The sequence below is a fragment of the Moorena producens PAL-8-15-08-1 genome, assembly GCF_001767235.1.
Classification (GTDB): Bacteria; Cyanobacteriota; Cyanobacteriia; order Cyanobacteriales; family Coleofasciculaceae; genus Moorena; species Moorena producens_A.
This window is the reverse complement of the sequence record NZ_CP017599.1, coordinates 6,650,188-6,673,240: the sequence shown is the minus strand read 5'-3', so window position 1 is coordinate 6,673,240 and position 23,053 is coordinate 6,650,188. Positions and strand designations below refer to the sequence as shown.

The window sequence follows — 23,053 nt, the reverse complement described above, 5'->3', positions numbered from 1 at the left end:
ACCCGTGGCCTATTGGCCAAGGTTACGGGTTACAGGTTACAGCTTGCCAGTTATACATGTGGCGCGTGAGTTGTTAGGGCTCTAACTTTCAACCTTGGCCAATAGGCCACGCTACGCTAACAACGGTCTAACCTGTAACCGTTTAACCTTCAACCTGTAACCGTTTAACCTTCAACCTGTAACCGTTTAACCTTCAACCTGTAACCGTTTAACCTTCAACCTGTAACCGTTTAACCTTCAACCTGTAACCGTTTAACCTTCAACCTGTAACCGTTTAACCTTCAACCTGTAACCGTTTAACCTTCAACCTTCAACGGAATAATACGGAAAACCGAATTTTGTCCAGGTTTAACGCTACATTAAAATGTGACTAGAAGCGGCGATTGAGTACAACCAAACCGGTTGACAGGTAAGAGCAATGGGTTTTTTTGATTCGGAAATTGTCCAAAAAGAGGCAAAACAGCTGTTTGAAGATTACCAAGACCTGATTAAATTGGGCAACGACTATGGCAAATTTGACCGTGAAGGCAAAAAGATTTTCATCGATCAGATGGAACAGATGATGGAGCGCTATCGAATTTTTATGAAGCGCTTCGAGTTATCCGATGACTTCATGGCTCAGATGACCATAGAGCAGCTCAATACTCAGTTAGGTCAGTTTGGGATCACCCCTCAGCAGATGTTTGACCAGATGAACATGACATTGGAGCGGATGAAGTCAGACGTAGAGAAGCAATCGTAGTAGGTTAGCCTTTGGTGGAGGTGGGGATACATCGACATCCCCCAAGACAGCAGCTGATAACTGAGGGTCTTAGGCTGAATGCCCATAGTGCGTCAGTAGGGAGCCGCCAACGATGACGGCTGATATCCCTATTTTATCTAGAATTTATCTGGATCGAGGACGCTTAAATTTTGAGGGTCGAGGGAAGTATCTCACTGGTTCCCTCCGCAAAGCCTGAAGCATAAAACTCCGCCAGATCGGTGCGGCATAACCGCCACCTGTTACCCCTCGCCCAAGGGGTCGGTTGTTGTCTCGACCAATCCAAACTGCGGTAGCCATCTGGGGTACATATCCCACAAACCATACATCTCGCTCTGAAGAGGTTGTTCCGGTTTTACCTGCCGCCTGACGCCCGATGTGGGCAGATTTTCCGGTACCTCCGTTAATGACACCGGTTAGGGTATGGTTAAGGGAAGAAACCGCCCATTGATCTAGCACCAGCTTAGGCTTAGGGGTATTATCTAGCAGCACATTGCCTTTACTATCGGTCACTCGGACAATTAAAGTAGTGTCAGAGTGCCAGCCATTATTGGCAAAGGTAGCATAGGCTCCTGCCATTTCCAATGGTGTTACCCCAACTGACCCTAGGGGTAAGGATAACACTGGTTGCATGGGACTCTTAATCCCAAGGGTCTTAACCACATCAACGACTTTATCCAGTCCCACTCTCCTGCCAATCTTTACCGCTGGCACATTGCTCGATTGAACAATTGCGGTGCGAATGCTCATGGCACCAGAGTAGCCACCACCATAGTTTTTGGGTCTGTAATAGCCTCTACCATCTCGATAGCGAACGGGGGTATCGTAAACAGTGGAACCAGGGGCATATTTACCCGTGGCAAAGGCCGTATAGTAAACAAATGGCTTAAAGGATGACCCAGGCTGACGTCGAGCTTGAGTAGCACGGTTGAATTTGCTCTTTTCATAGCTGTACCCCCCGACTATCGCTTTCACAAAATGGGTACGGGGGTCAACGGCGGCTAATGCCACCTGATTATCGTAAAGTCCACGGCGACGCAGGGTGTAATGAGCACGATTAACGGTCTTTTCTGCCATCTTTTGGAAGTAGTAGTCAACCGTGGTCTGAACGCGCATTCCGCCTTTGGTGACCGCCTCCTGACCAAATCGCTCTTTTAACTCCACCACAGCAGCTTCTGTGACGTAAGGCAATTTACTGGTTGTCCAGGAAGTACTTTTGCCAATTAACAGGGGCTGTTCCTTGGCTTCTTTTTCTTGGGCTGCTGTAATCCATCCCAAATCCCGCATCCGCCTTAAGACAACGGCTTGTCGCTCTTTAGCTTTAGAGTAGTTGGTGAAGGGACTGTATTCTTCTGGGGACTGGATTAGCCCTGCCAACATCGCTGACTCCCCTAAGGATAGCTCAGACGCTGGCTTAACAAAGTAGCTGCGGGCAGCTGTTTCAATGCCATAGTTATTGTGACCCCAATAGATTTGATTGAGGTACAATTCCATAATCTCGTCTTTAGAGAAGATTTGCTCAACTCGGATAGCAAGTACAGCTTCAGTGATTTTACGGCTAAAGGTGCGTTGCCGAGTCAGAAACAGGTTTTTCACCAACTGCATGGTGATCGTAGAACCCCCCTCTACTACTGTCCCCTGCCTCCAGTTGGCTAAGAAAGCACGACCGACGCTATTGGGGTTAACCCCATAGTGCATAAAGAAGCGACTGTCTTCTATAGCTAGTACAGCTCGCTTGAGTTGAGGGTTGATTTGGCCGAATTCGACCACTTCCCGATTCGCTTCCCCATGAAGGCTAACTAGGGGTCTACCCTTGACATCGTAAATGTAAGTTGTTTCTGTCGGTGTGTAGTTCCGGAGCATGCGCACATCTGGCAGGTTACGGAAGCTAGTCGCTAAGCCCACAAGTCCACCAGCTACAATCGAGCTAGCTAACATGGTAACCCCGAGGATAGTCCCTCCAGTTACTTGAGCCACCCCTTGCACAAACTGCAATACTTGTGAAGGCTTTTTTTTCCGATTTTTCCGATCTTGTGGTTGTGGAATAGTGCTAGATGACACGGTGATTTCATTTCCTTACTAAAGAACAGACATGTAAGCATGGGGCTGTGCTTGGGGTGTTTTTTTTACTTTCTCTAAGTACCTTTCTATAAGACAATTCCAAAGATTGGTGGGCAGAGCAGGAATGTCTAGGACAATTATTTCTCGGTAAATTCCGGCAGTTACTTGCAAAAACTGTAAGTGTATCCATCTTTTCGGTGTATTGCTGATATATCTTGAGGGTTGCAACTTTTATAGCCCTTCATTCCTAACGGGGTAAATCCAAAGCTGCCTTTACTTCTAGGAGTTACCTTGCCTATACCTAGTCTTTGATGTTTGGCTATGTCTCCAGTGACCCAGCCCTTAATTGGTTTTAATGGATTGTGCCTGACGGGGTAACCGTACTTGTTGAGTGCTGCTTTTTGTCTGCCTCCCTGCCCTTTGCAAGTAACTAACAGTGGCTGAGACGTTTTCAAGACTAAGGTCCCAATATCCCCAACGCAAGCAGCATCAATCCAGTGCTCCTTAGGAAGACCTAGTCTAGTCCGGTTGTACTTGGTCTGCGCTCCGGTTCCAGTAACTACAAACTTGATATTTTGGAGTACTTTCACTAACTTGTTACGAGTTGCATTTACCGCTGCCGCATCCTTTAATGGTTGTTTGGCTTTAGTTTTGATTTTTTGGAGTAAACTTGGCTTCTTTTTTAGGAATTCCTCTATAGGTTTGTTTCCTTTTCGTTGATTACATTTTTCGCAGGCTAAGCAGAGATTATTGACTCGATTACTTCCACCAAATGACTTTGGGTGAATGTGCTCGATCTGCAAGGGAACAGACTGTTTACCGCAATAGGTACATTCTCTTCCCCATTTCTCAAGTAAGTACTCCCTAACTTCGTAGCCAGCTAGTTCACCTTGTTGGTACTGAATACCATTCATTTCGGGATTCTGCATTTTCTGGGTATCAAACTTAACTCTTTCGACCCAAATTTCATTGACCGGACAAAACTTGGTTAATCGCTTTACCCACGTTTCAATAGTCGAAACCCTGTGTTCTAGGCTGGGTGGGAGCCAACCCTCTGAACGTTTGCGATTAAAAAACCGTGGCTTTCTGTAACGGGTGTGACGATTACGTCTTCGGTGCCTTACAGCTTTTCTAGACTCTAATTTTTTCTTGATCAACCCTCCTCTATGTTCTAACTCCATTCCCCAAATGATTTGGTTGTTTTGGACTAGAGCAAATCCAGTTGTTTTGCTACCAGGATCAATCTTAATTTGACAAGGTGATACAATTGGATTATCAATCGCTGTTTTTAAGATGATCGTGAACGGGTACATCCGAAAAACAGCCGCTTTACCTTTGTCTAACAACCGACGAGCTTTCTTTGGTGGAATAGGGTTTAATGGCTGCTTGTTTGTGTCAATAACAAATACATAGTTTGGCATTTTTAGTGCTCTCAATTTGGTAATGTGTTCCTTGACAATGTTGGGATGGCTTGTTGGGCTAACCACACATTTGCCTTTGTCTTAATGATTAGCGACAGAGCCAGAAGCTGGAGTTCACCTCTGGGTGTCATAACCAAACCAACGTAGGAATCGCACCTGAGTCTGCATCCTAGTTGGTAATCCCGAAGATTACCGGGAATTCCCTAGGCTTTGGCTAGGAGGATTACTTACAAGTCTTGACCATCGAATTTCTTAATAATGCCAGGAGGTTATGGATAAGTGTCAAGCCCTATAAGTAAGCTTCAACTTCAGCTTCAACTACTGTAGCTATAAATAATTTTTGAATTAGGGTTAATTCCAGCCAATTCATACCATTTTGTATTCTACGACGGTCATTTACCGTCTTGATGCAGTCCCTGTGGTAGATTCATCCACCGATTGAACCCTCTAGATGCTAAAGCATGGGGCATTTAATCGCTATCTTACAAGCGACTGCATCAAGAAGAGTGGGCTTAATCGCCATCTCGTAACGGTTGTCAACGGCGTTTTGTATAATAGTTAGCGGCATTTTGACATGGCCCATGGCAAGTGTCGGTCTGGCTACGGATCCTTAGAATAAATTTAAACCATATGTATTAACATAGTGAATTGCCAACCATAGTCCCAACCGATGTCAAATTTTGAAATTCCCCTTTCTAACGAGCTAGCTTGGCTACACAGAGGTACCAGTGAAATTTTTCCCCTACAACCGGATTCTCAGGACCCGAGTGAAAATCTAGCTATTCGGCTCAAGCAAGCTGAGCGTCCCTTACGGATCAAGTTAGGTATAGACCCAACCGGTGCCGATCTCCACGTAGGTCATAGTATCCCAGTCAGAAAGCTACGGGCATTCCAAGATGCTGGTCATACCGCTGTCTTAATTATTGGTGACTTTACTGCTAGAATCGGTGACCCTACTGGCAAGTCTGAGGTGCGTCGCCAGTTGACACCAGCTCAGGTCAAGGAAAATGCTGAAACTTATCTGTCACAGGTGCGCCCTATTCTAGATTTTGATACCCCAGGACGGCTAGAAATTCGCTATAACTCTGAGTGGCTTAACCAGTTGGATTTGTCTGAGATTATTGAGTTGTTAGCCACTATGACCGTAGGGCAAATGCTGGCTAAGGAAGGGTTTGCTGAACGCTATCAAAAACAAAATCCTATTTTCCTCCATGAGTTTCTCTACCCATTGATGCAGGGCTATGATTCTGTGGCAGTTAAGGCTGATGTGGAGTTAGGGGGAACTGACCAAAAGTTTAATATTGCCTTGGGACGGGATTTACAACGGCATTTTGGACAATCTCCCCAGTTCGGCTTACTGCTGCCAATTTTGATTGGGACGGATGGGATACAGAAAATGTCTAAGTCTTTGGGGAATTATGTTGGCTTGTCAGATGATCCCCTGACCATGTACTCGAAGCTGGAGGGCACACCAGATCATCTGTTAAAGCAATATTTTGAGCTGTTGACTGATGTGCCATTGGATCAGCTTCCAGCACAGCCACGGGAGCAGCAAAAGCAATTGGCTCTGACTATTGTGACCCAATATCACGGTGAAGCAGCGGCAAAAGAAGCTCAGCAGGCAGCACTGAACTTAGTAAAGGGTAGCACTACTGGTACGGGGGATTCTGTGCCAGAATTTTCATTGTCTTCTGTGGAGTTTCCCGCTAAGTTGTTCTATATCCTTAAGGAGTCGGGTTTGTGCCAAAGTAGTGGCGAAGGAAGGCGACAGATTCAAGGGGGAGGTGTTAAGTTGGATGGCGATCGCATTTCAGTGGTTGACCAGACCTTTGATTCCCCTGATCAATTGGTGGGAAAGGTTTTGCAGGTGGGGAAAAAGAAGTTTGCCCGTTTAGTTAGTTGAAGGTATCAATGAAGGTTAGAAGGTTAGGAGGTTAGGAGGTTAGAAGGTTAGAAGGTTAGAAGGTTAGTAGGTTAGTAGGTTAGAAGGTTAGGAGGTTAGGAGGTTAGGAGGTTGAAAGTTGAAGATCGGATTATTGTTCCTTTGGATGTGCCGAGCAAAGAAGATGCGATCGCATTAGTGGAACAGTTGCCTGAGGTTAGCTTTTGGAAAGTAGGGCTGGAACTGTTTGTCAGCAATGGTCCTGAGATTATTCATGCTCTCAAACATCGGCAAAAGCGGATATTTCTGGATCTTAAATTTCACGATATCCCCAATACGGTAGCTGGAGCAACAAGGGTTGCAGCCGCCTATGGTGTGGACTTAATCACCATTCATGCCGTTGCTGGTCGCAATGCTCTTAAACGAGCGGCTGAAGCGGCAGTTGAGGGAGCTTTGACAGCGGGATGTCCCCCCCCAAAGTTAATTGGTATTACTCTACTCACCAGTCTCAATTCCCGGGATTTGGCCTTTGACCTGAAAATTCCGATCGAGTTGCCCGAATTTGTCTTACAAATGGCACTACTCGCTCAAGAGTCAGGTTTGAATGGGGCAGTGTGCTCCCCCATGGAAGTATCACAGCTAAGACAGGTGTGTGGTGATGATTTTCTCCTGGTTTGTCCAGGAGTACGCCCCCAATGGTACGAACAAGGTGATCAACGAAGGACAATGACCCCAGTAGCTGCTCTACAAGCCGGTGCAGATTACCTAGTCATAGGGCGACCAATTACCGCTGCTGACGACCCAGTCGCTGCCTGGAATAGGATTTGTGAGGAATTAGCTGGTACTGGTGTATAGCTTTCAGCTGAGGGGATTACTTCTAATTGCTTACTTGGGATTACAGATTCATGGGTTGAACCTTAGCAAGTTGAACCTCGAAGGTTTTCCAGAACAGTTTCAACTAGCGTTCTTTCAGAAGTTGGCAACAGGGAACAGGAAACAGGTCACAGTGGACAAGAATTCACGAAAACACTATCAGAAAACTACTTTTGAAAGAGGTCTACTGTTGAACCTACCCTACTCGAACGCCAAAGCCCAACAACCAAAGCACCTCCAACCTATCAACTTTCAACCTATCAACTTTCAACCTATCAACCTTGGCCTATTGGCCACGCTACGCGAACAACCTGTCAACCTTGGCCTATTGGCCACGCTACGCGAACAACCTGTCAACCTTGGCCTATTGGCCACGCTACGCGAACAACCTGTCAACCTTGGCCTATTGGCCACGCTACGCGAACAAGCTGCCAACTTTGGCCTTGCGGCCACGCTTCGCGAACAACGTCCCAACCTTAACCCTTCAACCTTCTTCCAACCTGCCAACCTTCAACCTTCACCCGGTCAAACCTGTTCGGTAGAGGTGGAAACGTTAACCTCCCTATTGCTTAAAGATTTACCTAGCTATGCCAATCGAGTGATTCAGAGGGCGCGGCGCTCAGACTCCACTGTGGACAACTTCAGTTATGTAATCGTGGCAGGAAAGCCAGAGTTTGAACCTCTGCCCCTTAAGTCGTTTCAATCGACCACTGTACCTAACCCAACGGATAGCGAAGCACTTCAACAAATTTTTCTAACTACCCTAGAGCGTAAGTATTTCAAGGATAAAGCTGTCGAGCTTCAGAATTATCACTGGCTATTTTTGACCAAAAGCTCTGATGGTTGGCGCTTAGTGATGATTTTTTCCCGTATTGGTTCTGTTTCAGAAGGCAAACTTCCCACACCGCCACGGGAAAGTACTAATGGTGTTATTGGTCAAGCGGTTAAGACTTGGCTGCGGGATTGTCGTGCTGGCACAATTCGAGGCTTTCAACAGAATCCCGTCAATTCCGGTCCTTGAGACGGTTAAGCATTCAGCCGTCAGTGGTCAGCCGTCAGTGGTCAGCCGTTGGCCGTTGGCCGTTGGCCGTTGGCCGTTGGCCGTTGGCCGTTGGCCACGCTACGCGAACAGCTTATTTTATTCAAAAGCACCGATTGCTCATCAGCTGATAGCTGATAGCTGATAGCTGATAGCTTAAGTTTAGAAAGATTTAAGAATTTAGCAAAATTAAAGAAATTATTGATATTGATGTGAATCAAAAATGCGATTGACCGTTCGCGAAGCGTTGGGCTTTGCCCGAAAGGCCACGCTAGAAGCGATTGACCTTTGGTCACGCGGGGCGCGTTCGCATTTCCCAACACTAGCTGGATTCCTTTACCAAAAATAATGGGTTTAAAGCACCGTCCTTCTAAAACAGCTTGTTTTTAGAGAATATTCCGTAATTTTTTTCTAGATGATGTAGAATAAACTAAAAGGTTAGGTCGATACCAATGATTATTATAGAGTTCAAAGCCTACGGCAAACGAAACCAATATTTAGCTATAGATGAAGCAATCAAGACAGTAAAATTTATCCGTAATAGTTGCATCCGTTATTGGATGGACAATAAAGGAGTGAATAAATTTGACTTGAGCAAATATAGCAAGATTCTAGCTAAACAGTTTCCGTTTGCTAATGAGTTGAACTCTACCGCTCGTCAGGCTAGTTCTGACAGAGCATGGTCATCAATCGCTCGCTTCTATGATAACTGTAAAAAGAAGGCACCTGGAAAGAAAGGGTTTCCCCGGTTCCAAAAACATTGTCGCTCCGTTGAATATAAGCAGTCGGGTTGGAAATTATCTCCCGATAAAAAATGGATTATATTCAGCGATAATAAAGGGGTCGGAAAGCTCAAGCTCAAGGGTAAATGGGACTTGTGGCGGTTTGACAATAAGCAAATCAAGAGAGTCCGTATAGTTAAAAGAGCTGATGGTTACTACGTTCAGTTTTGCGTTCAGGTTGACATTAACGAGCAACTAGAACCTAGTGATAGTAATATTGGTTTAGACGTCGGACTAAAAGATTTCTATACCGATTCTAAGGGTAAAGCTGAACCTAATCCTAGGTTTTATAGGACGGGTGAAAAGCGCCTTAAGTTCTATCAAAGCCGAGTTTCCCGGAAAAAAAAAGGCTCATCCAACCGTCGAAAAGCCATTAATAAACTAGGCAGAATACACCTCAAAATAAGTAGGCAACGTGAAGAACATGCCAAGAGACTGGCACGTTGCGTAGTCCGGTCTAACGACCTGGTAGCCTATGAAGACTTGAGGGTCAAGAATCTGGTTAAAAACCACTGTCTCGCCAAGTCTATCAATGATGCAGGTTGGTACCAATTCAGGAATTGGATCGAGCACTTTGGGACTAAATTTGGCAGGGTGACTGTTGCAGTAAACCCTGCCTACACAAGTCAAAATTGCTCTGATTGCGGTGAGGTTGTCAACAAATCACTATCAACTAGGACTCACGTTTGTAAGTGTGGGTGTAAGTTAGACCGTGATCACAATGCCGCAATTAACATTCTAAAGAGAGCCTTGGGTACTGTGGGGCACACAGGAACCTGGATCATAGATCCGAACGCTGGGGGAGATTTGTCCTCTACTGTTCCTGATTCCGGTCAGGTTGAGCAAGACGAGTCGTTGATCCAAGAATCCCCGCGCCTTTAGGCCGGGGAGTGTCAATCTTCTAAAATTTCTACTAAGTCCTGAACCATCACATCAAACGTCCTGGCTAATTTATCCATAGAAGTATAGTCAATTGTTTTTAGACCAGGACAGCGGGCATAGTGTCTTACAGTGCTGTAAATCACTCCGGAACGGTCAGAAACTTCCTTAAGTGTCCAGCCCTTTTCCTGTGCTAGTTCTCGTACTTTCAGTCTGACTAAACCCATACTTGACAATTGATGAATTTTATAGTTTAATAGTTCAATCGCGTAAACTATGAGATGCGATCGCCCTTAAACCATAGAATTATCTCAGGGCGATCGCATCAAAAAACCTGATGTAACAAAACATCAAGGCAATACTACTTATATTAACAATACTTAGCCAAAGATTACCCATAACCACCGTATCTCAAATCGACGATAAATCCCGAGTGGGAAATAATTGCTTGGTCTAGTCAAAGGTGTACGTTTTGAGGCAGAATTGCAACAATTGCGGCAAATGTATGTTAGCGAGAAAAGTTGGTGGGACGATTTTTGACTAGATACTATATCCTGATTCTATTGAGTCTTTTGTGTTTAACTGGCTGTAATTCTCCTGATAGTGGCCTTTTACAGTCCAATCAAGACAGTACTTTGAAGCTCCTGTACTGGCAAGCACCCACTATCCTCAATCCCCATCTTTCCAATGGTTACAAGGATTCCGAAGCCAGTCGGATTACCCTCGAACCCCTGACTAGTTATGACAAAAATGGGGAGATGGTTCTGTTTTTGGCAGCAGAAGTCCCTACGGTAGAGAATGGTGGAATTGCGGCTGATGGTAAGTCAGTGACTTGGAAACTAAAGCGCAATGTAAAATGGTCTGATGGCACCCCTTTCACGGCTGATGATGTGGTGTTCACTTACGAATTCATCACCAATCCAGCCGTAGGTTCGACCACTGCTAATACTTATAAAACTATTAAAAGTGTTGAAGCAATCGACGACTACACAGTCAAAGTCAACTTCAAGGATGTTAATCCAGCTTGGTTTTTAGTCTTTTCCGGTAGTGCTGGCATGATTTTGCCACGCCATTTATATCAAGATTTCAATGGTGCTAATGCACGACAAGCCCCAGCCAACTTGATGGCAGTAGGAACCGGTCCTTATCAGGTCGTAGAATTTAAGCCAGGGGATACGGTAGTTTATCAGCCTAACCCTAACTTCCGAGAAGTCGATAAACCCTATTTCGAGCGAGTAGAACTAAAAGGCGGTGGTGATGCTACCTCTGCTGCTAGAGCAGTCTTACAAACTGGCGATGGGGATTATGCCTACAATCTGCAAGTGGAAGCACCTGTGTTGAAGCGACTGGAAGCAGGGGGTAAAGGTAAAGTGGTGGCTATCTTTGGGGCGTTGGTAGAACGGATTTTAATCAATCAAACCGACCCCAATCAACAAGCCCCCTCTGGAGAACGGTCTAGTCTCAAATTTCCCCATCCGTTCTTCAAAGACAAGCGAGTGCGTCAGGCGTTTAACCTAGCCCTAGACCGGGAAACCATTGCCCAACAGCTTTATGGACCAACGGGCAAAGCCACAGGGAATTTCTTAGTGTTACCAGAGCAATATAACTCTCCCAATACTACCTATGAATTTAACCCTAAAAAAGCGGTAGCCTTGTTGGAGGAAGCAGGCTGGAAAGATACCAATGGTAACGGGATTCGGGATAAAGATGGGGTGGAGATGACTGTGTTGTTTCAGACTTCGGTCAATCCCGTGCGCCAGAAGACCCAGGAAATTGTCAAACAGACCCTAGCCTCCATTGGGGTTGGAGTAGAGCTTAAGAGTATTGATGCCAGTATTTATTTCTCCGGTGATCCAGCTAACAACGATACTACCCAGCACTTTTATGCTGACATACAAATGTACACCACAGGGAATGATAGCCCCGACCCTGGTGCGTATCTGAAAACCTATACTTGTGATGAAATTCCCCAGAAAGCTAATCAATGGTCTGGGCAAAATGTCTCTCGCTACTGTAATCCGAAATACGATCAGCTTTGGCAGCAGTCTACAAAAGAGTTAGACCCAGAAAAACGTCGGAAAATCTTTATCCAGATGAATGACTTACTCGTTAAAGATGAAGTCGTAGTTTTGCCCATTGTCCATCGGGCTGACCCAGCTGGGTTTAGCAATCAGCTAGAGGGTTATGACTTAACACCATGGGATCGCAATACTTGGAATATTATGGATTGGAAGCGGAAGTGATAGTTATATAGCGTTTGTATCTGGGTTGTAAAGTTATCGATTGCCGAAAAAGGCAAGAGGCAAGAAGCAAAAGGCAACAGGGGCAAGAGCTCCAGAGTTTTATAGGAAAATAAAAAAATATCGTCTCAGTTTACATCTCAAATACAAATGCTATATCAACTCTGCTTGAATAACCATAATTGACGGGAGTGTGGGGAGATGGGGAAATCGGGAGATAGGGAGGTGGGGAAATGGGGAGATGGGGAGATGGGGAGATTTTTATGAAGGGTAATTATCCTGACATAATATTAGTAATCATTGGTCATTAGTTAATTAAAAAGATTCAAGATTCAAGATTCAAGATTTAAGTTTCAATTAACTATAGCGTTTTCCATACTTATGAGGTAGAAAAGATTTTTTTTATGCTCCCTGCTCCCTGCTCCCTGCTCCCTGCTCCCTATTCCCTGTTCCCTATTCCCTATTCCCTGTTCCCTGTTCCCTGTTACCTGTTCCCTACCAAATTGAAAACCGCTATCATCAATTTCAATGACGCGATACCTAATTAATCGTCTTTTAGTCTCTATTCCTACCTTGATTGCTATCAGTATCGTAGTATTCGGTATCCTGGCCTTAGCACCTGGAGACCCGATGGGGGAATTTGCGACTAATCCTTCGATTACGCCGGAAGTGCGGGAAAATATTCGTCGAGCTCTTGGTTTAGACCAACCCATCCCGATTCGGTATATTAAATGGGCGTGGTCATTTATCCAAGGGGATATGGGATACTCCTTCACTAGCCGTAGTCCTGTTAGTGCCCTAATGCTCCAGCGTTTACCTACTACGTTATGGGTTGTGGGTTCTGCTTATATCTTTGCTGTCTTGCTGGCGTTTCCCTTAGGAATAATTTCGGCACTAAAACGTTACTCAATCTTTGATCAAATTGTCACCACCCTGGCCTTTCTAGGATTTTCTCTACCAACCTTTTTTACTGGTTTGCTGTTCATTATTTTGTTTAGTGTCCAGCTAAATTGGCTACCCTTTATCTACGACAGCACCCTTAAGGTAACAGATTGGAATAGTTTTATTATCCAAGTTAAGCAGTCTATCATGCCCATCGTAGTATTGGGATTATTTCAAGCAGCAGTATTGATGCGTTTTATTCGTTCATCGATACTCGAACAGCTAAATCAAGACTACGTGCGTACTGCTTACGCTAAGGGATTACATCAATTTGTAGTGGTCAATCGCCATATTTTACGGAATGCTCTGATTCCGGTTGTCACCTTAGTTGCCCTAGATATTCCTACTGTATTTACTGGTGCTTTAATCACTGAACAAGTATTCCGAGTACCTGGAATTGGTGCTTTGCTGATTGATTCTATCTATCGAAACGATACACCAGTAGTGATGGCGATTACTTTTATCTACGCTATTTTAATTGTGGTCTTTAATCTAGTCGCTGATATACTTTATGGCATTCTAGATCCGAGAGTTCAAATAATATAGTGTAGAAAGGGAACAGGGAACAGGGAACAGGGAATAGGGAGTAGGGAGTAGGGAGTAGGGAGTAGGGAAGAAAAATTCTAGCAATTCTCTGTCTTGATGCAAAGCGCGAGTGGGGGAAACCACGGCAGTCGCTCATGGGGGGAACCCCCAAGACCGCGCTGCCTCCCCAAGACCGCGCTGCATCGCTATGCCATGAGGTACAAAGGGATCCCCCGTTGGTCCCCCTTAATAAGGGGGACTTTGAGGTTGATAACCGTACCTCATAAATCCTAGAAACGCTATATCACAATTCATGATAGCGTTTATCATAGCTATGAGGTACAGATAATTTTTTTCCTCTTGCCTCTTGCCTCTTGCCTCTTGCCTCTTGCCTGCTCCCTGCTCCCTGCTCCCTGCTCCCTAAAACCCAAAAATTTTTACCTTATCCAATTGAAAACTGATCTATCGAAATGAGTGTTCTGTGGAAGTTTTTTGGTGGAGATGGATGGCGTCGGTTTCGCCAAGACCGAATGGCTGTAATCGGGTCTATTGTACTTCTAATTATGGTGATTACCATTGTTTTAGGGCCATTCATTGATAAAACACCTATTGACAAAATTGACTTTAGTCTATCCAGTGCCCCACCGAGTTGGGCACATCCTTTTGGTACTAATGATTTAGGTCAGGATCAACTGGCTCGGGTATTGTGGGGGGGACGCATCTCTTTAACGGTGGGAATTGCGGCGATGGTAGTGGCGATTTCTTTGGGGACGTTAATTGGAGCGTTATCCGGTTTCTATGGAGGAGTAATTGATACGTTTCTGATGCGTCTGACGGATTTATTTTTAGCATTACCTCAGCTACCGTTGTTACTGTTAGTGATTTATTTATTCCGCGATGTCATGCGGCAGGTGGCTGGGCCAGAGTTGGGTGTTTTTATATTAATAGTGCTAGTAATTGGTTGCTTGAATTGGATGTCGGTGGCGCGATTAGTACGAGCTAGTTTTTTGACAGTGCGGGAGATGGATTTTGTGACCGCAGCTCGCTCCATTGGTGCTAAACCTCGTCGCTTGATTTGGGCTCATATTCTTCCTAATGTGCTTAGTCCGGTAATTGTTGCAGCTACCTTGGCGGTGGGGAATGCAATTATTACTGAGTCTACCTTGAGTTTTTTAGGCTTAGGGTTTCCCCCTGATGTTCCGACCTGGGGACGAATGCTATTTGATGCCCAAAATTATATAGAAATAGCCCCTCATATGGCAATTTTTCCGGGATTAGCAATTTTTTTAACAGTGCTTAGTATTAATTATATTGGGGATGGGTTAAGGGATGCTTTGGATCCGCAAACGAGGAGAAAGTAGGGAGTAGGGAGTAGGGAGTAGGGAGTAGGGAGTAGGGAATGGGAGCATGTCACTTTTGCCGAACAAAAGTACTAAGGTAATAGGTAATGGGTAATGGGTAATAGGTAATAGGTCTGAAGGGGAGCTAGTCCTGGATGAATATTTGTACATTATCTATAGCCCCCTCATGGGTTTAAGCTTGCTCTACTGGAAAATAGTACTAATGTTTAAGCATTGCAAGACCTGCTCCCGTAGGGAATAGGGAAAATGTTGGGCTAACCACTCTACAGCAACTTGCCTAAGTTAAAAACTAGGATACTTGATAATATCTAGGTTGTTTCAAACCAAAACTCGACTAAAATACTCACGATACAAATGGCATCGAGGTACGACTCGATTACCCTGCTGCTCTACTAATCCCATACTATGTAGCTTGTAAATCTGGAGTGAATCTAATTCGACTGGCTCCCATGAAGTGACAACTTGCTGCAATGCTTTAGCTAATTCTGGTGCTTGTCGTAGTGCTTGCAAATGTCGTCGTAAATGGTTGCTGTAAATACCTGCTTCTGTGGCTGCTGCTTGTAACAATTCCTCTAATGTTATCTTTCCACATGCAATTTCATATATTCCTAAACGTACTAGATAAGGATGTCCGCATACCATTTTCATGAGCTTTTCAACCTCACTATTGTTCCAATTAAGCCCATGGAAACAAGCTAAACTTTTTACTTGAATTGAGTCAAATTCTGTTAGTTCTAATGGTACTCCGGCATTGAAAGGAGATTGATTGATATCTAAGGGGATATAAACTTCCGTTGAATGGGCGACGACTAATCGCAGTTGTCTCCAGATATCAGCAATTTTTCCTTTTTCATGCCAGCTGCGTAGCATACCCAAAAAATCTTCAATGACCTCCCTATAGGAAAATAGACGATCTATATCATCTAATCCTAATACCAAAGGACAATTAATTTGGGGCAATAAATACTCTTCAAAGTACAGTGTACAGTTATCGTTGCTACCGAAAATTTCCGTATCCCAATAATTATCTAGCTGATTAGCTAACTTTAACTCCCGACTAACCTGTAGGCAAAGCGAGCGTAGAAATAGCTCCAAATTAGTCAAAACGGACTTATTGACGCTATTCAAACTCAGATACACTGTTTGAGCATTTTCTGAAGCAGCATGGTCTAACAGCTTCATGATCAAAGAGGTCTTACCCATTAACTTTGGGGCTTTAATCCGAATTAACGCCGCCGGTTTAACTACTGTTTTATAGCCAAGAGATTCAATACCATCTCGTTCGATGTAAAAGGGAGAAGACGGTGCAACTGCACCTTCTGGAAAAGGGAATTCTGTTGCTGAAACACGGAGCGATGAGGGCAAATTGATACTAGTTTGTAGTTGAGTTTTAGCTCTCTCTAAGGCGACTTTAAAATTCTTTTTAGTTAACTTTTCACCTAAAGCTTCAGACAGCTTTTTCCATAACTGATTGCCAATATCTTTGTTAAGGTACTCTGTACTATAGCCAGCTCGTTTGCCAATTTCTTCATAGGTTAGTCCTGCCCAAGAACCTTCAAGTACAAGTATTTCTATATCATTAAGGTGCTTTTGGGTCTTTTGGAAAAGCAGTTGTTCTGCTATCTCTTTTGCCTGCTGCCAAGTCAGTCCTGATTCTAAGTTACTCATTCTGAGTCGTTTCGGATGAAGACACAGATACCAGGGTAAGCGCAAGACAAATTGAGCCAAAATGCGATATAGGGCAAGAATTATGACCATATTAAGCCTTGATTCTCAGCACTATTGCATATTTATATCAATATTGTTGATAAGAATGCCGCCTTATTGATTCTTGCGTTTACCCTGACACAGATACCAGTCTGGATTCTATTTTCTATATTACACGACTTGGCAAGTTAAGGGTGAATCAAGGAGCCACAACAGGGTAATCTGGGAGACATCACAGTTAGAGAGTTAACCGGGTGTATCTCATATTTGTAAAAAAGAAGGGGGAGCGTGGGAAGTGTGGGGAGATAGGGAGATAGGGAGATAGGGAGATAGGGAGATGGGGGAAATTTTTATTAAGGGTAATGTCATATTCGTCAGTATCCCAAATTCGTTACATTCGTTCCTAGCTCAAATTGAGGATTTTGAGATTTCATGTCTGAATTCTTTGTGATTATTACTGTGGTGGAGGTAGATGCATCCTTTTCACAGTCACTTATCCTGTGGATGGATAATGAGTACAATCACGTTGTGACGATGCCAGAATGTTACCGTTCACTGCCTTGAGATAAAGACCGTATGCCCCACCCTTCCGGTTATAGCAGTACGCATTAAGCTTAGGACATTGATAAAAGCTGAAAAAGTGCGACCCGTGGCGAATTAAATTCTTAATACGGAAAGCGCACCTGCGATGCATGTAGTTAACTTTTGCCTCTTGCCTCTTGCCTCTTGCCTTGCGGCTAGCGCTATAGTTGCCAGTAGTCTCGGCATCCGACCTGTGAGCGCCCTTTAGTTGTCTAGCATCAGCACTGCAAAGCGTTTGTTGCCATTGACGGTGTAAGGCTCAACATCAAAAATTCTGGCCCCATTTTGTCGCCACAGTTGATTAACTTGCGCTGCGGTTTTACCGTAGTACCACCACCAGCGTTGACCTTGAGAGCGTTCCATGACGACAGTAAAAGTATTGTTGCCGCGCCTTTCGATATCGATTAATCTGGCTTTGTTTTCTTTGAGTTTCGAGCTAATAAAGCTGGGTGATTTGTTGGAATAAACCCACCACGCCTTGCGGTCTGCACCTGTATTTTTAATCATTACAGCACTAAACAGGCGCTTACCACCGACAACATAGGTATCGAGGTCAACAATGCGTGCTTGATTATCCTTGGCTTTTGCCATGATGTCATTAAAGGAAAGGTCAGTATAGTACCACCAAGCCTTAGCTTCAGAAGCTGTATTGGAAACGAGAACGACTGCATAGCGTTTTTTGCCATTGACCCGATAAACTTGCAAGTCGATAATCCGAGCCCGATTTTGCGAGAGTTTTTCTTTGAGGGTCTCAGACGTTATACCGTAGTACCACCACCATTTCTTGGCATATGCACCTTGGTTTTTCACCATTGCGGCGCTAAAGCGATAGGGAGAGGTAGATTCTACTTCCAGGTCAATAATTCGATAACCTTCCTTAAGCTTGGCTTTGATTTGGTTAACAGACACACCTTGCAACCACCAAAACTGGGTAGGCGTAGTGTCTGAGGTTTCCGTCAGAGCAATCTGTGTATTGGTAGTGGTTTCTAGTTGATTAGCTTCTGAGGCAGGAGGCTGCAATTGAGGAGTAGATTCGGGGAAAACTGGACTCGATGCAGTAGCATTTAAACTCAATAGTGGTAACGTGAATCCGAGTGTTAGGAAGAATGCGATCGCATTTCGTTTCATAATCTTTGTTCACCTGAATGCATAGATGTAATGTTGAGTGAATGTCCAACTAGCCAATTTGCTCTCTTCTGCGTGCTAGTTGCGGCTAATGGTAGATGCACTCTAGATTCGAGTTGACGAAAATCCAGTCATTAAGTTCCTACAACAATCCTTAGTTAGGAGAAACAAAACCAAGCTGTCTGGGGTAGCAAATCTTGTATTTGTATGTACAAGCCGAACAAGAATTAACAGGTGATTTCTCACATTGCACGCGCACAGAAACAATGCCTTCAAAGTCTCCTGTTAACTTTCGGAATTGAGGAAGAGCTGGTGCAGCCGATACATTAAAGACTTGAAATATCCCGACTGGGCCTTCAAGTTCTACCCTGAGATCGTGGTTACCAGTTGCTTCTATTTCTAGGCTAATATTGCGACGAATTCCTGATTGCCAAATTAAGTCGGGTACCCAAAGGCAATCAGTAGAGCTATCCGGTTGGCGAGATACTTCATTTTCTACGCAAGCGGTTGGTAAAAACCCGACAATAGTTGGAAGGTGACTCAGTGTAGGCAATGTCTACACTACCTACTACACATCACGCTGCCACCACAGAACCACATCAGCAAAGGTCATACGACCCTGGGTAACCACAAATTTGATCCGATTGTTGCCATGTTTGAGTAAATTGGCACTAATCACTTCGTGGATGGTGTTTAAGCCAGAATTCCCTAAAGTAAAACTGACCTGATTAGAATTATTGACAGAAATATTGAAGCTAACTCGCTCGCTAGTGGGATAAACCATGAAGGCAAGAATAGATCTCGAACCTAAATGGGCATCACCGGGAAGAGAAAATGAAAAATCTTGATCGATATCTGCGCCAACTTGCAAAGTGAACTTGCTGTCTCGTATAATGCTATAGTCTGAAATTCTAGCCATGATTTTTCCCTGTGATTAATTAGTACATTGCTCAAGCCCAAAGCTGAAATAAGCTTGATATCAATCATTATCTTGATATATAGAAAAAACAACCATGGGAATAAAATCAGGTAATTCCAAGGATAGTTGAGCGATAAAAATAGGATTAAATCAGGTCAAATAAAATTAAAATAGGAAAAAGTCAGGAGGATTGATCTGGGCTGGCAAATCTATGCCATCATAGCTATATCCCGCAGTAGATGTGCTGTGCTGCCATGAGTGACAATTCAAACTCTGATTACGAATATCATATTGGTGGTAGTCTTCCGGCTGATGCACCGAGTTACGTAACGCGACAAGCCGACTGGGAACTTTATCACAACTTAAAAGCCGGACAACTTTGCTATGTTCTCAATTCCCGACAAATGGGTAAATCTAGCCTGCGCGTGCGGGTGATGCAAAAGCTACAAGCAGACGGTATCGTTTGTGCTTTTGTTGATTTGACCGGGATTGGCAAAGAGGGTATTACTCCTGAAAAATGGTATGCCGGAATTATCTATTCTCTTGTTAGTAGCCACCCGCTCAAAGAAAAATTTAATTGGCTTTCTTGGTGGCGAGAACGCAGAGATTTACTTTCGCCCATACAGCGCTTGCATTCCTTTATCGAGGATATTTTTTTAACAGAAACACAAGAAACTATTGTCGTTTTTGTTGATGAAATCGACCGCGTTTTAAGTCTAAATTTTTCCTTAGATGACTTTTTTGCTTTAATCCGCTTTTTTTACAATCGGCGAGTAGATAATCCTGCCTATCGTCGTCTGACTTTTGCCCTTTTGGGAGTGGCAACCCCAAGCGATTTGATTAAAGATAAAACCCAAACTACTTTTAATATTGGTCAGGCAATAGAATTACAAGGATTTAAACTACAGGAATCCCAACCCTTAGCTAAGGGTTTAGCAGGAAAAGTAGACAAGCCGCAAGGGATTTTAGCAGACATCCTCGCTTGGACGGGAGGACAGCCATTTCTGACCCAAAAACTATGTCAGCTTGTAGTTCGAGAAGCAGACAAAGATAGAATTGTGAGTTCCCAATCCCTTGAGGAGATAGTACGCAAGCAGATCATCGAGAACTGGGAAGCACAAGACGAACCCGAACACTTGCGGACAATCCGCGATCGCATCTTCCGTAATCCTCAAGGTGTTGCTAGGCTCCTCGGTATCTATCAACAGATTCTACTGCAAGGAGAAATCATTGCTGACTCTTCTGTGGAACAAACAGAGTTGCGTTTAGCAGGATTAGTGGTACAACAGCAGGGTAAATTAAGGGTCTATAACCGTATTTACCACCAGGTTTTCAATCAGCAATGGGTAGAGAAGCAATTAGAAAAGCTGCGTCCTTACTCTGAAAATTTCACTGCTTGGGTTGCTTCCCATTATCAAGATGAATCCCGTCTATTGCACGGTCAAGCATTGCAAGATGCCTTGCAATGGGCGAGTGATAAAAGTTTAAGTCCTATTGATTATCGTTTTTTAGGGGCGAGTCAGGATTTTGAGAAGCGAAAAGTTGAAATTAATCTAGTTCTTCAACAAGGACAAAGTCGCCTCTTAGCCCAGGCCAATCAAACTTTAACCAAAGCGCAACAGCAAGCTAAAGCCGAATTAACCAAAGCAAAACAAACAGCCAAGATGATCGTTGGTATTGGTTCTGGCATTCTGGCAATTTTGTTGTTAGTTGCCACCGTCGTCGGATTGCAAGTTAGACAAGCTAAACGAGAGCTTGCAGAATTAAAGCTATCACTGCTTAGTGTCAACTCCCAAAAAGCGTTGGACTCCAGTCCCTTTGAGTCTCTGTCGAAAGCCCTGCAAGCAGGAAAAAAACTACGAGGCATGGAAAAGTGGCAGCCAGTGGAACCAGAGACACGTAAGCAGGTAATTGATACCCTCCGTCAGGCAATTTACCTTACTACAGAACGCAATCGCCTTGAGGGACATGAAGCTGCGGTGATCAGTGTGAGCTTTAGTCCTGATGGTCAAACGATTGCCTCTGCTAGTGCAGATCAGACGGTCAAGCTGTGGGATCTCAAGGGCAACTTACTAAAAACCCTCGAAGGGCATAGTGATAATGTTTTGAGCATCACCTTCAGTCCAGATGGCAAACTCCTTGCCTCTGCTGGTTGGGATGGCACGATTAAACTTTGGGATGCTTTGAAGGGTACCCTGCTCAAAACGTTTACTGCTCATAACCCTAAGATTGCTAGCATTAGTTTTAGCCCAGATAGCAAAATCCTGGCGGCGGCAGCTTTCAATGGCACGATAGCACTGCTGAAGGTGGAAAATGGCACCCGGATTAGAATCCTCAATCACAGTACTGAACCAGTTTTAAGTGTCCGGTTCAGTCCCAATGGTAAGCTGCTTGCCTCTGCTAGCTTTGACGACACACTCAAGCTCTGGAATGTTGAGGATGGTACCCTTGCCCATACCTTTACAGGTCATCGCAATAAGCTCAGTAGTGTCAGCTTTAGTCCAGATGGCAAACTCCTTGCTTCTGGTAGTTTTGACCACACAGTGAAGTTGTGGAGTATTGAGGATGGTAGTCTAGTGCATACCTTTGAGGGTCATCGAACTCCTGTGCGGAGCGTTAGTTTTACTCCCACCTATGCTCAGGCTCCGCTTTTGGCTTCTACTAGTGAAGATGGCACGATCAAACTGTGGAATTTAGAGACCAAGGGACTTGAGCCGGAAACTTTCAGGGGTCATCGCCGTCAAGTTTGGGATGTCAGTTTCAGTCCCGACGGCAAAATGCTCGCCTCTGCTAGTACAGACCAAAGCGTGAGGCTTTGGGAAATACAAGGGATTGAACCACAAACCCTTTTTGGTCATCATGATCGGGTCCGGAGTGTTGCTTTTAGTCCTGATGGTAGCACCCTAGCTTCTGGCAGTGCAGATCGCACCGTGAAACTATGGCGTGTCAAAGATGGCAATCTGTTACAGACTCTGGGAAATCATGCTGACTCTGTCAAAAGTGTGAGTTTCAGTCCTGATGGCAAATTTCTGGCCTCTGGTAGTGAGGACCGTAGAGTCAGGGTATGGAATCTAGAGAATAGTCAACGTGTGCATGTTTTTGTCGGTCATAACCACATGGTAACCAGTGTCGATTTTAGTCCTGATGGCAAGATGCTTGCTTCTGCGAGTAAGGACGGCTTAGTAAAGCTATGGAATCTTAAGGAAGGCATACTGGTGCAAACTCTTGCTGCTCATCCCAATAAAATTAGAAGTGGTGTGGTAACAACTGTGAGTTTCAGCCCCAACGGCAAATTTCTTGCTTCTGCGGGTCATGATCGCACAGTAAAGCTATGGAATTTAGAGAATGGCATCACTTTAGAGCAAACTCTCACTGGTCATCACACAAATGTCAAGAGTATTAATTTCAGTCCTGATAGTAAGATGATCGCCTCTGCTAGTGCAGATCATACCGTAAAACTGTGGCGTGTAGAGGATGGCACTATAGTGCAAACCCTACGTGGTCACAACAACCAGCTTACCAGTGTCGAATTTAGCCCTGATGGCAAGCTCTTAGCTTCTGCTAGTCTTGACAATACGGTAAGGCTATGGGATACCACGACAGGAAAGGAACTGCAAACCTTAATTGGTCACCGTGGTTGGGTTAACAGTGTGAGTTTCAGCCGTGATGGTAAATTTCTCGCTTCCGCTGGGTCTGATAACACGGTAAAGTTGTGGAATTTGGAGCTAGATCTTGATAATTTGATGAGGCTAGGTTGCAACTGGCTTGATGATTACCGAGCTACACATGCTGAGATGGAAGAATTAGAGTCTGCTTGCCAAAGTGCTCTTTAAAACAGATATAGCAATTCTCATCACGAGTGAGGACAAAGCTTACTTCTTTACTTCTGCCTTCTGCCTTCTGCCTTCTGCCTTGCTTTTGCCCTTAGTATAAAGTATAAGTATTCAACCGGACA

General features: G+C 44.3%; 22 protein-coding genes. 12 read left to right on the top strand and 10 right to left on the bottom strand.

The features are described from left to right. Window positions 1-418: 418 nt before the first annotated feature. Entirely contained in the window at window positions 419-742 is a 324-nt protein-coding gene (locus BJP34_RS24445) for a DUF1825 family protein (protein WP_070394592.1), read from the top strand. 144 nt (window positions 743-886) lie between these two features. On the opposite strand, the gene BJP34_RS24440 is transcribed toward BJP34_RS24445, so the two are convergent. From BJP34_RS24440 to iscB, 3 genes are read right to left on the bottom strand one after another with little or no spacing between them, the layout of a single operon-like run. Further along, a complete protein-coding gene (locus BJP34_RS24440) occupies window positions 887-2,821 on the bottom strand; it encodes a transglycosylase domain-containing protein (protein ID WP_070394591.1) in 1,935 nt (644 codons plus the stop codon). 18 nt (window positions 2,822-2,839) lie between these two features. Then, window positions 2,840-2,992 (bottom strand): hypothetical protein, encoded by a 153-nt coding sequence (locus BJP34_RS44350; protein ID WP_158517442.1) that lies wholly within the window; start codon window positions 2,990-2,992, stop codon window positions 2,840-2,842. Continuing rightward, complete coding sequence (iscB, locus tag BJP34_RS24435) at window positions 2,983-4,242, bottom strand: RNA-guided endonuclease IscB (RefSeq protein ID WP_070394590.1); 1,260 nt, start codon at window positions 4,240-4,242, stop codon at window positions 2,983-2,985. The genes BJP34_RS44350 and iscB overlap by 10 nt, the downstream gene beginning before the upstream one ends. A 670-nt stretch (window positions 4,243-4,912) precedes the next feature. On the opposite strand from iscB, the gene tyrS reads away from it, so the two are divergent. From tyrS to BJP34_RS24410, 5 genes are all read left to right on the top strand, one after another. After that, window positions 4,913-6,145 (top strand): tyrosine--tRNA ligase, encoded by a 1,233-nt coding sequence (gene tyrS / locus BJP34_RS24430; RefSeq protein WP_070394589.1) that lies wholly within the window; start codon window positions 4,913-4,915, stop codon window positions 6,143-6,145. A gap of 111 nt (window positions 6,146-6,256) precedes the next feature. After that, window positions 6,257-6,979 (top strand): orotidine-5'-phosphate decarboxylase, encoded by a 723-nt coding sequence (gene pyrF / locus BJP34_RS24425; protein WP_070394588.1) that lies wholly within the window; start codon window positions 6,257-6,259, stop codon window positions 6,977-6,979. Beyond that, the gene (locus BJP34_RS46675) at window positions 6,972-8,018 is read left to right on the top strand and encodes a hypothetical protein (protein ID WP_202972019.1); all 1,047 of its coding nucleotides are present in this window, start codon (window positions 6,972-6,974) and stop codon (window positions 8,016-8,018) included. Before pyrF ends, BJP34_RS46675 begins: the two co-directional genes overlap by 8 nt. Continuing rightward, the gene (locus BJP34_RS44345; RefSeq protein ID WP_158517441.1) at window positions 8,015-8,167 is read left to right on the top strand and encodes a hypothetical protein; all 153 of its coding nucleotides are present in this window, start codon (window positions 8,015-8,017) and stop codon (window positions 8,165-8,167) included. The genes BJP34_RS46675 and BJP34_RS44345 overlap by 4 nt, the downstream gene beginning before the upstream one ends. Before the next feature lie 321 nt (window positions 8,168-8,488). After that, window positions 8,489-9,700: an RNA-guided endonuclease InsQ/TnpB family protein gene (locus tag BJP34_RS24410; protein WP_070394586.1), complete on the top strand. Its 1,212-nt coding sequence runs from the start codon at window positions 8,489-8,491 to the stop codon at window positions 9,698-9,700. Between the two features lie 11 nt (window positions 9,701-9,711). Here the strand turns inward: BJP34_RS24410 and BJP34_RS24405 are convergent, their stop codons facing one another. Then, a complete protein-coding gene (locus tag BJP34_RS24405) occupies window positions 9,712-9,924 on the bottom strand; it encodes a helix-turn-helix domain-containing protein (RefSeq protein ID WP_070394585.1) in 213 nt (70 codons plus the stop codon). A 297-nt stretch (window positions 9,925-10,221) separates the two neighbouring features. Here BJP34_RS24405 and BJP34_RS24400 point away from each other — a divergent pair, with 297 nt between their 5' ends. From BJP34_RS24400 to BJP34_RS24395, 3 genes are all read left to right on the top strand, one after another. Beyond that, window positions 10,222-11,940 carry a peptide ABC transporter substrate-binding protein gene (locus tag BJP34_RS24400; RefSeq protein WP_229424008.1) on the top strand — a complete coding sequence of 573 codons (1,719 nt, stop codon included), beginning with the start codon at window positions 10,222-10,224 and terminating at the stop codon, window positions 11,938-11,940. A gap of 401 nt (window positions 11,941-12,341) precedes the next feature. Next, the gene (locus BJP34_RS44340) at window positions 12,342-12,485 is read left to right on the top strand and encodes a hypothetical protein (RefSeq protein ID WP_158517440.1); all 144 of its coding nucleotides are present in this window, start codon (window positions 12,342-12,344) and stop codon (window positions 12,483-12,485) included. After that, window positions 12,466-13,425 carry an ABC transporter permease gene (locus tag BJP34_RS24395; protein WP_070394583.1) on the top strand — a complete coding sequence of 320 codons (960 nt, stop codon included), beginning with the start codon at window positions 12,466-12,468 and terminating at the stop codon, window positions 13,423-13,425. The genes BJP34_RS44340 and BJP34_RS24395 overlap by 20 nt, the downstream gene beginning before the upstream one ends. Here BJP34_RS24395 and BJP34_RS49345 read toward each other — a convergent pair. Continuing rightward, window positions 13,399-13,527 carry a hypothetical protein gene (locus tag BJP34_RS49345; RefSeq protein WP_267876356.1) on the bottom strand — a complete coding sequence of 43 codons (129 nt, stop codon included), beginning with the start codon at window positions 13,525-13,527 and terminating at the stop codon, window positions 13,399-13,401. The two genes, BJP34_RS24395 and BJP34_RS49345, sit on opposite strands and share 27 nt — an antisense overlap. Here BJP34_RS49345 and BJP34_RS44335 point away from each other — a divergent pair. Continuing rightward, window positions 13,522-13,698 (top strand): hypothetical protein, encoded by a 177-nt coding sequence (locus BJP34_RS44335; protein ID WP_158517439.1) that lies wholly within the window; start codon window positions 13,522-13,524, stop codon window positions 13,696-13,698. The genes BJP34_RS49345 and BJP34_RS44335 overlap by 6 nt on opposite strands. Before the next feature lie 176 nt (window positions 13,699-13,874). Next, complete coding sequence (locus BJP34_RS24390) at window positions 13,875-14,765, top strand: ABC transporter permease (RefSeq protein WP_070394582.1); 891 nt, start codon at window positions 13,875-13,877, stop codon at window positions 14,763-14,765. On the opposite strand, the gene BJP34_RS40800 is transcribed toward BJP34_RS24390, so the two are convergent. The 5 genes from BJP34_RS40800 to BJP34_RS24370 form a co-directional block, all read right to left on the bottom strand. Continuing rightward, entirely contained in the window at window positions 14,727-14,915 is a 189-nt protein-coding gene (locus BJP34_RS40800; RefSeq protein WP_149031157.1) for a hypothetical protein, read from the bottom strand. The genes BJP34_RS24390 and BJP34_RS40800 overlap by 39 nt on opposite strands. 168 nt (window positions 14,916-15,083) lie before the next feature. Further along, window positions 15,084-16,523 (bottom strand): AAA-like domain-containing protein, encoded by a 1,440-nt coding sequence (locus BJP34_RS24385; RefSeq protein ID WP_083305330.1) that lies wholly within the window; start codon window positions 16,521-16,523, stop codon window positions 15,084-15,086. 735 nt (window positions 16,524-17,258) lie between these two features. Next, a complete protein-coding gene (locus BJP34_RS24380) occupies window positions 17,259-18,182 on the bottom strand; it encodes a hypothetical protein (protein WP_070394580.1) in 924 nt (307 codons plus the stop codon). Between the two features lie 151 nt (window positions 18,183-18,333). After that, the gene (locus BJP34_RS24375; RefSeq protein ID WP_070394579.1) at window positions 18,334-18,732 is read right to left on the bottom strand and encodes a hypothetical protein; all 399 of its coding nucleotides are present in this window, start codon (window positions 18,730-18,732) and stop codon (window positions 18,334-18,336) included. Window positions 18,733-18,747: 15 nt separating this feature from the next. Further along, window positions 18,748-19,098 carry a hypothetical protein gene (locus tag BJP34_RS24370; RefSeq protein WP_070394578.1) on the bottom strand — a complete coding sequence of 117 codons (351 nt, stop codon included), beginning with the start codon at window positions 19,096-19,098 and terminating at the stop codon, window positions 18,748-18,750. 254 nt (window positions 19,099-19,352) lie between these two features. On the opposite strand from BJP34_RS24370, the gene BJP34_RS24365 reads away from it, so the two are divergent. Continuing rightward, window positions 19,353-22,931 carry an AAA-like domain-containing protein gene (locus tag BJP34_RS24365; RefSeq protein WP_070394577.1) on the top strand — a complete coding sequence of 1,193 codons (3,579 nt, stop codon included), beginning with the start codon at window positions 19,353-19,355 and terminating at the stop codon, window positions 22,929-22,931. Window positions 22,932-23,053 lie beyond the last annotated feature (122 nt).

Bases quoted from the DNA above. Each gene is read 5' to 3' on its own strand.
- BJP34_RS24445 (WP_070394592.1), top strand. From the start codon at position 419: ATGGGTTTTTTTGATTCGGAAATTGTCCAAAAAGAGGCAAAACAGCTG.
- iscB (WP_070394590.1), bottom strand. From the start codon at position 4,242: ATGCCAAACTATGTATTTGTTATTGACACAAACAAGCAGCCATTAAAC.
- tyrS (WP_070394589.1), top strand. From the start codon at position 4,913: ATGTCAAATTTTGAAATTCCCCTTTCTAACGAGCTAGCTTGGCTACAC.
- BJP34_RS24410 (WP_070394586.1), top strand. From the start codon at position 8,489: ATGATTATTATAGAGTTCAAAGCCTACGGCAAACGAAACCAATATTTA.
- BJP34_RS24405 (WP_070394585.1), bottom strand. From the start codon at position 9,924: ATGGGTTTAGTCAGACTGAAAGTACGAGAACTAGCACAGGAAAAGGGC.
- BJP34_RS44340 (WP_158517440.1), top strand. From the start codon at position 12,342: ATGCTCCCTGCTCCCTGCTCCCTGCTCCCTGCTCCCTATTCCCTGTTC.
- BJP34_RS24395 (WP_070394583.1), top strand. From the start codon at position 12,466: ATGACGCGATACCTAATTAATCGTCTTTTAGTCTCTATTCCTACCTTG.
- BJP34_RS44335 (WP_158517439.1), top strand. From the start codon at position 13,522: ATGCAAAGCGCGAGTGGGGGAAACCACGGCAGTCGCTCATGGGGGGAA.
- BJP34_RS24390 (WP_070394582.1), top strand. From the start codon at position 13,875: ATGAGTGTTCTGTGGAAGTTTTTTGGTGGAGATGGATGGCGTCGGTTT.
- BJP34_RS40800 (WP_149031157.1), bottom strand. From the start codon at position 14,915: ATGTACAAATATTCATCCAGGACTAGCTCCCCTTCAGACCTATTACCT.
- BJP34_RS24385 (WP_083305330.1), bottom strand. From the start codon at position 16,523: ATGGTCATAATTCTTGCCCTATATCGCATTTTGGCTCAATTTGTCTTG.
- BJP34_RS24380 (WP_070394580.1), bottom strand. From the start codon at position 18,182: ATGAAACGAAATGCGATCGCATTCTTCCTAACACTCGGATTCACGTTA.
- BJP34_RS24370 (WP_070394578.1), bottom strand. From the start codon at position 19,098: ATGGCTAGAATTTCAGACTATAGCATTATACGAGACAGCAAGTTCACT.
- BJP34_RS24365 (WP_070394577.1), top strand. From the start codon at position 19,353: ATGAGTGACAATTCAAACTCTGATTACGAATATCATATTGGTGGTAGT.